The organism is Flavobacterium sp. PLA-DH12, assembly GCF_059511845.1.
In genome coordinates, this window is sequence record NZ_JCAMPD010000007.1 from 84,903 (window position 1) to 98,362 (window position 13,460).

General features: G+C 33.2%; 11 protein-coding genes. All 11 read right to left on the reverse strand.

Going from position 1 to position 13,460, the window contains the following annotated elements:
* Positions 1 to 118: 118 nt before the first annotated feature.
* Positions 119 to 2,482: a hypothetical protein gene (locus AC5ZCW_RS14875; protein WP_496120695.1), complete on the reverse strand. Its 2,364-nt coding sequence runs from the start codon at positions 2,480 to 2,482 to the stop codon at positions 119 to 121.
* Between the two features lie 354 nt (positions 2,483 to 2,836).
* Complete coding sequence (locus tag AC5ZCW_RS14880; RefSeq protein WP_496120696.1) at positions 2,837 to 4,036, reverse strand: alkaline phosphatase family protein; 1,200 nt, start codon at positions 4,034 to 4,036, stop codon at positions 2,837 to 2,839.
* A 462-nt stretch (positions 4,037 to 4,498) separates the two neighbouring features.
* A complete protein-coding gene (gene groL / locus AC5ZCW_RS14885) occupies positions 4,499 to 6,130 on the reverse strand; it encodes a chaperonin GroEL (protein WP_095928620.1) in 1,632 nt (543 codons plus the stop codon).
* A gap of 157 nt (positions 6,131 to 6,287) precedes the next feature.
* Positions 6,288 to 6,644: a four helix bundle protein gene (locus tag AC5ZCW_RS14890; RefSeq protein ID WP_343542915.1), complete on the reverse strand. Its 357-nt coding sequence runs from the start codon at positions 6,642 to 6,644 to the stop codon at positions 6,288 to 6,290.
* A gap of 86 nt (positions 6,645 to 6,730) precedes the next feature.
* Positions 6,731 to 7,006 carry a co-chaperone GroES gene (locus AC5ZCW_RS14895; RefSeq protein ID WP_008467105.1) on the reverse strand — a complete coding sequence of 92 codons (276 nt, stop codon included), beginning with the start codon at positions 7,004 to 7,006 and terminating at the stop codon, positions 6,731 to 6,733.
* A 143-nt stretch (positions 7,007 to 7,149) separates the two neighbouring features.
* On the reverse strand, positions 7,150 to 7,494 hold the full coding sequence (secG, locus tag AC5ZCW_RS14900; protein ID WP_177210784.1) for a preprotein translocase subunit SecG: 345 nt from the start codon (positions 7,492 to 7,494) through the stop codon (positions 7,150 to 7,152).
* Positions 7,495 to 7,497: 3 nt separating this feature from the next.
* Positions 7,498 to 9,207: a tetratricopeptide repeat protein gene (locus AC5ZCW_RS14905; RefSeq protein WP_496120697.1), complete on the reverse strand. Its 1,710-nt coding sequence runs from the start codon at positions 9,205 to 9,207 to the stop codon at positions 7,498 to 7,500.
* Positions 9,208 to 9,313: 106 nt separating this feature from the next.
* Complete coding sequence (locus AC5ZCW_RS14910) at positions 9,314 to 9,817, reverse strand: LptE family protein (RefSeq protein ID WP_177210782.1); 504 nt, start codon at positions 9,815 to 9,817, stop codon at positions 9,314 to 9,316.
* 100 nt (positions 9,818 to 9,917) lie between these two features.
* Positions 9,918 to 11,177: a sigma-54 interaction domain-containing protein gene (locus AC5ZCW_RS14915; protein ID WP_496120698.1), complete on the reverse strand. Its 1,260-nt coding sequence runs from the start codon at positions 11,175 to 11,177 to the stop codon at positions 9,918 to 9,920.
* Between the two features lie 56 nt (positions 11,178 to 11,233).
* Positions 11,234 to 11,602, reverse strand: a complete 369-nt coding sequence (locus tag AC5ZCW_RS14920) for a GxxExxY protein (protein WP_496120699.1) — start codon at positions 11,600 to 11,602, stop codon at positions 11,234 to 11,236.
* Between the two features lie 77 nt (positions 11,603 to 11,679).
* Entirely contained in the window at positions 11,680 to 13,125 is a 1,446-nt protein-coding gene (gene miaB / locus AC5ZCW_RS14925) for a tRNA (N6-isopentenyl adenosine(37)-C2)-methylthiotransferase MiaB (RefSeq protein ID WP_496120700.1), read from the reverse strand.
* Positions 13,126 to 13,460: the final 335 nt, after the last annotated feature.

Genomic DNA, 13,460 nt, shown 5'->3' on the forward strand with positions numbered 1-13,460 from the left:
AGAAAATGTGAGAATTAGAGAATTGTCTTGTCGTTGTGTATAAGCCATATTACTGGCGCTTCTACAATTATAAAACATCACTAAAATTATCTAATTGTCACATTTTCAAATTGCCACATTAAAAAACTCCTCCAACCGAAATTTTTCTAACTTCTGAAATCAGTTGTCCGTCATTAGTAAAACCTTCAATTAAAACCTGTATTTCTTTTTGCTGATTCTTTGGAATTTTAATTTGATAATCGGAACGATCATTTAACTCAATGTTTGGTATCCAGCCCAATGTGCCGAAATAATTAAATTCATCTTGATTTTCAAATGGAGCTGTTTTATAATTAAAATCTTTTGCGAAGCCTTTTGTTACAATAAATGTTGTGAATTTTGGTTTGAAATAATTGTTTTTTTGTCCTGTTTTCATGAAAATTTTAATTGTACCATGTCCTATGGTAGAAGTGTCAGAACTTCCAGTCTGATCAATATAAATTTCATCTATTTCATCTAATGTAAGGTTGAAGAGTTGATTGAAATCGAATACTAAAAAATTGTCAATATATACATTTGGAGATTTTCCAGATTCGCCAAGATAAGAACTTCTTCTTTCTTTTATATATACGCTAAAGTCAGTTGGATTAATGCCAGTTTCATAACCATTTGAAGATAGAAAACTCAATACAGTTCTGAATTCCGTGCCATCAAATTTAAAAGCTTTGGCCATAGGGCTCATGTCGTCTTTATGAGTAAAAACCTCTTTTTTGAAAGTGTTTTTTACTGCAACTTCTTTTAGTTCGCTAGCTTTTGTTTTAGGTGGCGGAAAATTAAAAACATTTTCAGAAGTTTTTAAAATGGGACAAAATGTTTTTTCGAATGATGTCCCCAAAACAAATCGAGGTTCATTTCGAGCTATTCGTGCTTCTATTTTTGTGGTTAAAGCAACGTTTTTCTCATTGGTCATTTGTAATGCCAAAACAGTCGAATCCTGGGCGAAAAAATGTTCAAATTTGAAATCATTGTTCTGATCTATATTGGTTTGATCAAATTGACTGTTTTTTAATGCAACGAGAGAAATTTTGTTCTTAGAATTCGGTTTTAGTTCTTTCTCTACTTTTCCGCTTATGGCGAACCCTTTTTCAAATTCAAAACTAATTTTTGGTGGACCTGATTTAATGTTTTCCCATAAATATTTTCCTCTGCTCTGATTTAACAGCAATAACTCTATGTCTTGTCTTCGAGTTTTATTTTCTGGATTAAAATAAAAATAAGCATCAGTTTCAGGTTTCTCTAAATAGGCATTTAGGTAAAAAGTGCTTAAAATTGTCTTTTTTTGATTGAAGCATACGCTCTTTTCGGGAAGAACGCTAATGCTTAAATCTGCTTTATTAACATCGGTTTTTCCAGATAATAGAATGCTGTCATTAGATGTTATTTTTGCTTCTAATGTTGTAGAAGGAACCTTGTTTTCTTCAATATAGGTTAGCTTTTCTGTGATTTCATTTAAATCTTCATCCAATACTCTGATTACATTTACTCCATTTGGCAAATATTTTTTATCGAAATAAAAAGGTTGCTCTGTTTTATTGTTTTTGAAGGTGACTTCTTGTTGCATTGAATTTCCATTTTGTTGAATCAGAACGGTGAATTTTTTATTTTGATACAATTGAAGTCCTTTTTCATTTGTCTTTAGAACAACAAGCAAATTGTTTCGAGCGGGATTATTAGGAGCACTTAAAATAACTCCAGTTTCTGCAATTTTGCCTAGAGGCTGCGTTATTTTTACTTTATCAGTATTTATTTTAAGGGTATATTTTTCGTTTAAATCGGCTCTTAGGTAAAAAGCTCCATTTCCCGTGTGATTGGTGCGAAAGTGCGTAATTTCATTTGATTTAGAATCCAAAATAACTCCATCTGCTACTTCTATTCCTATTTTATTGCAGTCTGTAATCTTAATTCCAATAGTATTAATAATATCATTTAAGATAATTCCTCCTTCTGGAAACAAGTTTACCTCTGCTGTTTTCCAATTAGGTTCAGTGGTTTGAAATGCATACGGAACGTTTTTATCAATAATTTCGATTGTCTCATTAAAGGAATCGTCTTCCTTAAAATTATTCATCCAGTTTGTGTAGAAATGAAAATGATATTTGCCAGATTTAAATTTTTCGTTTAAATGAATTCCGCCAGAAAAAACACCATATTGCGCAAAAAGTAATTGTTTCTGAACGATTTGGTCTTCGCCATTATAAACGATTAGTTGAACATTTGTAGTATTGCTGTTCGGGATGTTATAGTTTTTACTAAGAATATATCCTTTGAAGGCAATATCTTCATTATTTGTAAAAAGATTTTTATTGAATTGTACATGAATAACCTCGCGATCCTGAGAAAAATAATCATTAAGGTATTTGGTAATTTTGTCTTGATTGGATATAGCCTGTGCAAAAGATTGAAGGCAGAATAGAAAACTAAAAAACCTGATGATTAATTTCATAAATAGAAAATATTTGGCAATTATGATACTTATAATGTAGCTATAAAATTAATTGGATTAGTGTCCTAAAATGGTTAAAAGATTCATAATATTTTTAAAGTTTTAACAAAACAATTTAAGGAATGTGAAGCTTGTCAATTAAGTACTTATAATGACTTAATATTTATATATGTTATCAAAAAATAAACCCGACAGGTTTAAAAAACCTATCGGGTCTAAACTTTGTTTGTCTTTATGTTTTTGTCAGGCTGAGCGGAGTCGAAGCCTACGCGCCGATTGAAGCGCGCTTCGATTTCGCTCAGGTTGATAATCATTGTCAAATTATCAAATTATCAAATTGACACATTATCTAATTTAGCGCAACATTGATTCTACATCACTCAATTTTCCATCAATTTCACCCGTTTGTAGACCAAGAATATGAGCAATTAAGGGATAAACGGAAACATTTTGAAACGTTTTTACTTTCTTATTGACTTTAAAAGCAGGGCCTTTTGCGTAAAAAATAGCATGCATATCTTTTTCATTATTATCATAACCGTGAGTTCCACCTTTTATATGTGTACTTTCTTTGCTTACTAAACTCCAACCTTTATCGGCCTCAATAACAAAATCATGAACACGCGGATTCGTTCCGTAATGTAGTCTTTCAGGAACTTCGGTCGATTTCCAGAATTTAATATGAGGCACTTTTTTCAAAGCAGTAGCAATAGAATCTTGATAGCCAGGTTTTGCCTGTAAACTCATAATCGGATTGATTACGTCTTTATAACCCAACCATTCTGGTTTTAAGTAATCTAAAACGGCTACTTTTTTATCATTGCTAATATCGGCCATTCCATGATCTGAAACGATGATTAAATTGATTTGTTTTCCGATAGGCAATTGATCCAATCTTCGAGATATTTCACCCATTATAGAATCCATCTTGATGACCATTTTTTTATTTTCAGACGAAAGTGGACCGAAATTATGACCCGTATGATCTGGCTCGTCAAAATACAAAGTCACCAAATGCGGGCGCTGTTTTTCTGGAAGTTGTAGCCACTTCATAACGGTATCGATTCTTGCGCCATACGGAATTTTACCGTCGTAGTTTTTGAAATAACTCGGATTTCTTTTGTCAATATCAGAACCCGGCCAAAAAAAGGAGGCTGTTTTTACACCTTGCTGCTCAGCTAGATTCCAAATCGGATTTCCGCCATAAAATCTCGAATCATTTTTTGCATTGCTTGATAATGAAAAAGATTGATTTAAAGAAGCATCATAAAAAACATTATTAATAATTCCGTGATGATCTGGATAAAGTCCTGTTACAATCGAATAATGATTTGGGAAAGTCTTACTAGGATATGAAGGTTTCATTGATTTTGCATGAACGCCTTCTTTTTCAATTTGCTTCAAATTCGGAAGATTGAATTGTTTGCCGTAATCCCAGCGAAAGCCATCCATAGAAACTAAAACTACATAGTTTTCTTTGCTATTTTGGGCTTGTAAAAAAGTAGTAAGAAGTAAAAATGTAAAAGATAAAAAGTGAGTTGTGAATTTTCTCATTGTGCAATTTTAAATAGAATTGCAAAGGTAGAGATAACATATTTTTTAAAGAAAAAGAGAATGTTAAATAAAAAGATAGCCACGACTTGACAGAGGAGAATAGCCACGAATTCACGAATTATTTTTTTTATAATCTGTATTTGTTTTATTAGCCACAGATTACACAGATTACACAGATTAAAATAAAATCTGCGAAATCTGTGAGAGTAAATTTTCACGCAGATTAAAAAAAGATTTAAGCAGATTTTTTAAATTTTAATCTGCATAGATCTGCCAAAATCAGTAAAATCTGCGTGGAAAAAATTATAGATAAAGCTTGGAAAATCCATTAAATCAGTGAAATCTGTGGCAAAAAATAAACACACAGATTTGAAAAAATAATTCGTGAATTCGTGGCGAACAAAACAAAAAAAAAGCGCTAGAAGTAAATCCAGCGCTTTTAATTTTTAAGAAGAGAATGAATTACATCATTCCTGGCATTCCGCCACCCATTGGCATTCCGCCTCCGGCATTTTCTTCTTTAATATCAATTAATGCACATTCTGTAGTTAAGATCATTCCAGAAACAGATGCAGCGTTTTCAAGGGCTACACGAGTTACTTTTTTAGGATCGATAATTCCAGCAGTAAGCATATCTACATATTCGTCAGTTTTTGCATTGTATCCAAAATCACCTGAACCTTCAGAAACTTTAGCTACAACAACAGAACCTTCAAGACCAGCGTTTTCAACGATAGTTCTTAATGGAGCTTCAACAGCACGAGAAACGATTTGAATTCCTGTAGCTTCATCAGCGTTGTCAGCTTTTAAATCAGCTAAAGCAAGTTTAGCTCTTAATAAAGCTACACCACCACCAGCAACGATTCCTTCTTCTACAGCAGCACGAGTTGCATGTAAAGCATCATCAACTCTGTCTTTTTTCTCTTTCATTTCAACTTCAGAAGCAGCACCAACGTAAAGAACAGCAACACCACCAGCTAGTTTAGCTAGACGCTCTTGTAATTTTTCTTTATCGTAATCAGATGTAGTAGTTTCCATCTGACCTTTAATTTGATTTACTCTGTTTTTGATAATATCAGCTTCACCAGCACCGCTTACGATAGTTGTATTGTCTTTATCGATAGAAACTCTTTTTGCGTTTCCTAACATTTCGATAGTTGTATTTTCAAGAGTATAACCTCTTTCTTCAGAAATTACAGTTCCACCAGTTAAGATTGCGATATCTTCTAACATTGCTTTTCTTCTGTCTCCAAAACCTGGAGCTTTTACAGCAGCAATTTTAAGAGCACCTCTTAATTTGTTTACTACTAATGTAGAAAGAGCTTCTCCGTCTACATCTTCAGCAATAATCAATAATGGTTTTCCTGATTGAGCAACTGGCTCTAAAACCGGAAGTAATTCTTTTAAAGAAGATACTTTTTTGTCGTATAATAAAATGTAAGGAGAATCTAATTCAACTTCCATTTTCTCTGGGTTTGTTACAAAGTAAGGAGAAAGGTATCCTCTGTCAAACTGCATTCCTTCAACAACATCAACGAAAGTATCAGTTCCTTTAGCTTCTTCTACAGTGATAACACCTTCTTTTCCAACTTTAGCGAAAGCTGTAGCGATTAATTCACCAATAACTTCGTCATTGTTAGCAGAGATAGAAGCAATTTGTTTGATTTTGTCAGAATCACTTCCAACCACTTTAGCTTGTTTTGCTAAGTCAGCTACGATAGTTTCAACCGCTTTGTCGATACCGCGTTTCAGATCCATTGGATTTGCACCTGCAGCAACATTTTTAAGTCCTTCTTTTACGATAGCTTGAGCTAAAACTGTAGCAGTTGTAGTTCCGTCTCCAGCTAAATCATTAGTTTTAGAAGCAACTTCTTTTACCATTTGCGCACCCATATTTTCTAGTGCGTCTTTTAATTCGATTTCTTTTGCAACAGAAACACCATCTTTAGTAACAGTTGGTCCACCAAATGATTTTCCGATAATTACGTTACGACCTTTTGGTCCAAGAGTTACTTTTACAGCATTTGCTAATGCATCAACACCACGTTTTAAACCGTCACGTGCTTCAATATCAAATTTTATATCTTTTGCCATTTTTATTATTTGCTTTAGGCAGTAGGCTTTAAGCTTTAGGCTTTTTCTACTGCTGTTAATAATTTTTTTTATGCTTTACACAGTAGGCTTTAAGCTTTAGGCTTTTCTACTGTGGGTTTCAGTTACAGCATAGTGCTTATTGCCTATGGCTTACAGCTTATTGCTGAACTAATACTTGTTTTAATTTGTAAATTTTGCTTTTTATACTGTTGATTTTTTCTATTTGATTTTCTGCAATTTCATTATTTAGATATTGTAAATCTTTAGCTAAAATCAAAAGATATTCGGTTTCATTTGCAGAACCTAAAGCAATGTTGAGAAATTGATTGAACTCTTTGTCGCTATTTCTTCCGCATCCTTCACTAATATTAGTCGGGATTGAGGAAGATGCCCTTCTAATCTGACTTGTTAATCCATATAATTCTTCTTTTGGGAAAAGAGAAGTTATTTTATAGATTTCTAAAGTGAAAGAATGACTCAGCTGCCAAATGTCATATTTTTTAAAATCTCTCATTTTTTTATTAGCTTTAAGCTTTAAACAGTAGGCTATAGGCATTTTGTGAAAGCTTATAGCTTAAAGCTTACGGCTTACAGCAATCTTTAGATAATCGCTAAAATGTCATCCTCGCGCATGATTAGATAATCAGTACCTTCTAATTTTAATTCAGTACCTGCATATTTACCGTAAAGAACAGTATCTCCAACTTTTACAGTCATAGTGTGATCTTTAGTTCCGTTTCCAACTGCAACTACAGTTCCTTTTTGAGGTTTCTCTTTGGCAGTATCAGGAATAAAAATACCTGAGGCAGTTTTAGTTTCAGCTGCAACAGGCTCAATAAGTACGCGGTCTGAAAGCGGTTTAATGTTTAAAGCCATGATTTTATATTATTATAAGTTATACGTTTTTTTCTGTTCTATAAACTTTCAGAAACTGTGCCATGCTAGAAAAACTGACATTATTTCTTAAAAAAAATGCCAGCTTTGACAGGCTGGCATTAGATTGTATATCGAGCTACTTTTTATTTTGCTGGTGCAGGTGTTGCAGGCGCAGGAGTAGTTCCTTGTGCTGGAGCTGCAGGTGCATTTACAGGAGCTTCAGTTTTATCAATAATTTTAGATTCAGTATCGCTTAAAGATCCAGAGAAGCTTAAGCTTGAAAGTAAAATTAGCACAATTAAAACAGTAGCCAAAGTCCAAGTACTTTTGTCTAAAAAGTCAGTTGTTTTTTGTACTCCACCTAACATCTGCGTTCCGCTGATTGTAGAAGACAATCCGCCTCCTTTAGGGTTTTGTACCATGATAACTACGATCAATAGAAAACAAACTATTGTGATTAAAACTAAAAAAATTGAAAATGTGCTCATTACTTAATTATTGTTATTGTTATTTTGTTGTAAAATCTTTATATCCGATATGCGGTCTGCAAAGAAAGTAATTTTTTCTGGATATTTCAAAATTAATATTTCATAAGCTTGAATTGCTTTTGTATATTTCTTTTGTTCCAGATATACTCTGGCCAAAGTCTCGGTCATTAAATACGAATTGTCCTCTATAGTGGCCTCAATTTGAACTACTGGAGCACTTGTTCCAGGTTTAATTGGAGATATTTTCGGATTGGTTTCGATAAATTTATCGATAATTTCAGCTTTCTTTTGCCTTTCTTCTTCTTTAGCAGCTTCAATTTTAGCTTGTTCTTCTGGAGAAAGTTCGTTTGAGCGGTCAATTGGTTCTGTTCGAGATAATTGAAGCCATTCTTGGAACGAATGTTTTTCGCTAAGAGAAAAATCCAAAGGTTTTCCAATTTCTAAATGTTCTGCAGCTGTTTTTGCAGGTTCATTAGGCTCTTCTTCTTCGATTATTTCTTCGATCGGCTCCTCATTTTCTTCTCTAATCTCTTCTTCTTTATCTTCTTCGCTATCCTCAGCTTTGATAACCTCGTGAGCTGCTTCTTTTGGTTCTTCAGGTTTTTTTGTTTCAGCTTCTTTAATCGAAGAAAGAATAGATCGCTCAACAGAATTCATTTTAAATTCTGGAATAATCATTTCTTCGATAACGCTATCATCTTCGTCTTCTTCAACCGAATTTAAAATAGGCTCTTCTATAATAGGTTCAGCTTTTATTTCCTCAGCTTTTGCAGATTGTTCAGCAGTTGCGGCTTCTGATTCTTTAATCGAACTTAAAATAGAATTTTCAATACGATCAAATTTATGCTCTTCGACTGTAATTATAGATTCAGGTTCAGTTATGGAAGGAGTTTCAGAAACTTTAATAGAGCTTAAAATAGAGTTTTCAATACGGTCTATTTTAGGCTCCTCTGTTTTTATTGGTTCTTCTTCTGATAAAATTTCATTTTCTTCCTCAATATTTGAGACTGAATCGACAGCATTAATTTTATTTTCTGTTTCGATTACTGGTTTTTCAAAACTAACTGAATGCGCTTCTTTAATAGCTAGAAAAATAGACGGATCTATTTCTGGAAGTTTTTTAGGCTCTTCTATTATAATTGGTTTTTCAAAAGTAACAGAATGTGCTTCTTTTATAGCCAGAAAAATAGAAGGGTCAATTTCAGGAACTTTTTTAGGTTCTTCAACAATGACAGGTTCTTCCGCTTTTACTGGTTCCTGCATTTTAATTGGCTCTTCGATTTTTATAAATGAAGGAGTTTCTATAGTAGAAATTGGTGTTTCTTTTGTTATTTCAGAAACAGCTTGTTCTTCAACGTCTGTTTTTATTTCAATAGCTTTCTGAATTTGTTCAGGCGAAATGATTTCGCTGTCAAAAACTGTAATTTCAAGAAGATCTCTCAATTTTTGTTCATAGAAATCATTCTGAATAGAAGTGAAAGCTTCAGAAGTAATAAAATCAAATAGAACAGAACGATCAGCAGTATGCGCTGCTGTTACCTTTAAAGCATAATTATACTTAAAACTGTTTTGATTGTAAAGTCCTTTTAATCGCAATGCGCGTGCACTTTGAAAATACGGAAATTCATTCAAAACACTGCCTAATGCATCCGCCTGCTTTTCAGTAATAGCATCGGGTTTGTTCATTAAGTAGGTATAATCGCTAACGTTCATTCTTTATTTTTGGTTTAATCGGTTAATTGTTTAATCGTTTATTTGTTTTTGGCTGTTTTATCGACTAAACGGTTTTACGATTTAACGATTAAACAAACAAGCAAAACTACCATTTTGCTAATGACTCATTAAAGATATCTTGTGTAATTCTTTCAAAAATAACTCTAATTGCTTCACTTAAAACAGATCCTGTTGGTAAGTCTCTTCCTGGGAAGTCGTAATAGAATTCAAAAGATTTCTCAAAATCATCTGTTTCTTTCTTTTTATTCATAAAACGAACATTGACACGAATCGATAAACGGTTTTGAGCAGCCTGCTGATCAGCAGTTGCTGTCATTGGAGTAATTCTGTAATCTGTAATTTCTCCTTCATAAACCAAATCACCTCCATTACTGACTAAGTTTAAATTGGTTTGATTCATAATCAAATCCTGCAAAGCCAAGGTAAAAGTTCTATCGATTCCAGGTTCAATTAAATCGGCATTATTCTGAAAGAAGTTAACTTGAAATGTTTTAGCATCGATTTTTCCAGTTCCTGTAAAGTTATAAACAGAACAGCCACTCAACATAAAAAGGCTTAAAAGTGCAAAAAGAGAATATATTTTTTTCATAATATTTAAGAGGAAATCCCAATTTTTAAATTTCAAATTCCAATTGCTCCAAATATAGATAATTGGAATTTGGAATTTCGAAATTGTAATTTAATTATTTTTATAGATCGAATTGCTTGATTTTACGATACAAAGTTCTTTCAGAAATACCTAGTTCATCTGCCGCAGCTTTACGTTTTCCTTTGTTTTTTTCTAATGATTTTTTGATCATTTCGATTTCCTTTTGCTCTAAACGTAAAACTTCTTCTTCCTCGATAGTTTCAGCAAACAAGTAATTGTCATCTTGCATCTGATAATTGTCTTCTCGAACAGTAGGCGCTGTCATAACAGCAGTTCTTGGTTCTTCTTCAAAATCAATTTCGCTGTCGTTTTGCTGATTTCCGTATATTTTCTGAATTAGATTCGGATTAATATCTTGTACTTTAGATGTACCATTTTTCATCAACTCTAAAGTCAGTTTTTTCAAGTCGTTCAAATCGCTTCTCATATCAAAAAGCACTTTGTACAAAATGTCTCTTTCTGTGCTAAAGTCACTTTCTTTTTTACTGTCGTTGATAACAGAAGGCAAATTGCTTCCTTCAGCTGGCAAGTAAGATTGTAAAGTAGCAAGACTAATGTCGCGATTGGTTTCTAAAACAGAAATCTGCTCAGCTACATTTCGAAGCTGACGAATATTTCCGCTCCATCTGAATTTTTGTAAAAGCTGAACGGCATCATCGTCCAGTCTTAAAGGCGGCATTTTGTATTTGTGAGCAAAATCGGCCACAAATTTTCTGAACAATAAATGAATATCGTCATTTCTTTCGCGTAAAGGTGGTAATGTAATTTCAACCGTACTTAAACGATAGTATAAATCCTCACGGAATTTACCTTTTTCAATAGCATTAAATAAATTCACGTTGGTTGCCGCAACTATTCTCACATTCGTTTTTTGAACCTGAGAGGAACCTACTTTTATAAATTCACCATTTTCAAGTACACGAAGTAATCTTACTTGAGTAGTCAGTGGCAATTCACCAACTTCATCGAGAAAAATTGTTCCGCCATCGGCCACTTCAAAATAACCTTCACGAGTACTTGTCGCGCCTGTAAACGCACCTTTTTCGTGACCAAAAAGTTCACTGTCAATTGTTCCTTCCGGAATTGCACCGCAGTTTACGGCAATATATTTACCATGCTTTCTATGCGAAAGCGAATGTATAATTCTAGGAATATTTTCTTTACCAACACCACTTTCCCCAGTTACCATAACCGAAATATCAGTTGGAGCAACCTGAATGGCTTTTTCAATGGCGCGATTTAATTTCGGATCATTTCCGATAATTTCAAATCGCTGTTTTATTGCTTGAACTGTTTCCATATTAGATTTTATCTTTTGCCACGAATTTCTCGAATTTCACAAATTCTTGAAAGTGGTCAATGAATAACTCTTTTGTGTTGTAATGTCTTTTTGTTAAAATTAACGATTCCTAAATCACTATCAGCTAATTTTAAATAATTTATTGTTTGGGCGATATATTCATCAGCTATTTCTTTTGATGCTTTTACTTCTAAAATGATTTCGTCATAAACTACAAAATCGGCATAAAATTTATGTGCTAAAACAATTTCTTTGTATTGAATATCGTATTCTTTTTCACGTTCATAGGGGATATTATGTTTTTTAAACTCATATTCTAATGCATCTTTGTAAACAATTTCCAATAGACCACCACCTAATATTCTATGAACTTCCATGCAAATTCCAACAATTTTATAGTATTCTTCTTTTCTATATAATTCCATCTTTGTTTTTTAAAACAAATCTATAGAAGTTTTTGAAAGAAAATTCGTGTAAATTGGTGAAATTCGTGGCGAAAAAATTAATTCATGCTACTTAGTCCAACGGCTTCACCTTTTAAAGTTCCGCTAGTGCAGCTTGTGATTTTTACGTTTACGAAATCTCCAATTTTATAATTCTCTTTTGGAAAAACAACTGTTATACTCTGAGAATTTCTTCCGGAGAATTCGTCTTTAGATTTCTTAGAAACTTTCTCGACTAAAACTTCAACTGTTTTTCCAACGAATTCTTCACTTCTAAACCAAGCATGCTTTTGCTGTAAATCGACAATTTCTTGTAATCTTCTTGCTTTAGTTTCTTCCTCGACATCATCTTTCATTTTTCTTCCAGCCAAAGTTCCAGGACGTTCAGAATACGAATACATATAACCGAAATTATATTTTACGTATTCCATTAAACTTAAAGTGTCTTGGTGATCTTGCTCTGTTTCTGTTGGGAAACCAGCAATCATATCTTGAGAGATCGAAGCATCTGGAACAATTGCTCTAATTTTGTCAATCAAAGCCATGTATTCTTCACGAGAGTGCAAACGATTCATTTCTTTTAAAATTCTATTACTTCCAGACTGAACCGGTAAGTGAATATGTTTGCAGATATTTGGATATTTTGCAATAACATGCAGAATGCTCTCATGCATATCCTGCGGATTTGAAGTCGAAAATCGAATACGCATTTTTGGAAAACCAACAGCAACCATCTCTAGCAACTGATCAAAATCAACGGCAGTTGCTTTTTGCATTTCAGAAGCGTTTACAAAATCTTTTTTCAATCCGCCTCCGTACCAAAGGTAACTGTCAACGTTTTGTCCTAAAAGTGTAATTTCTTTAAAGCCTTTTTCCCAAAGATCTTTAATTTCATTCATGATGCTTTGAGGCTCACGACTACGCTCACGTCCGCGTGTAAACGGTACAACGCAGAATGTACACATATTATCGCATCCACGAGTGATCGAAACCAAAGCTGTGATTCCGTTGCTCATTAAACGGACAGGCGAAATGTCTCCGTATGTTTCTTCTTTTGATAAAATTACATTAATGGCGTCACGGCCTTCTTCAACTTCTGCCAATAAATTCGGAAGATCTTTATAAGCATCGGGTCCAACCACAAGATCAACTATTTTTTCTTCTTCTAAAAACTGACTTTTCAAACGTTCTGCCATACAGCCCAAAACGCCCACTTTCATTTTCGGATTCGTACGTTTTACAGCGTTGTATTTTTCTAGACGTTTGCGAATAGTTTGCTCTGCTTTATCTCTAATAGAACAAGTGTTTACCAAAACCAAATCGGCTTCTTCTAAAACAGAAGTGGTATTATAACCTCCGTCAGACAAAATGGAAGCTACGACTTCACTGTCCGAAAAATTCATCGCACAGCCGTAACTTTCTATAAATAGTTTTTTAGTATTCTCAGGTTTATTTTCCAAAACAAGACTTTCACCCTGTTTGCTTTCTTCAATAATCTTTTCCATTGTAAAAATTCAAAGTGCAAAGATAGGGTAATTGAATCTAATATGACAAGATGTCAGATAAAGAATTAACAATGTTTTAAAAATTTTAGATTGCAGATTTTAGATTGTAGATTATGCGTTGTTTTATCAATTGATATGTACTGGACGAAAGTTTAAACTCAATGGCAAAAAATATAAAATCTAAAATCTGCAATCTAAAATAAAGGGATTTCTTGGTTAAAAATCACTAAAAGTTATACCTATATATATTATCGAGATTATTACAGATAAATCTGCAATTTTAAGTTTCATAATATCAAAATACCTCAAAAATGCATTCGTAAGGTTAATATTTA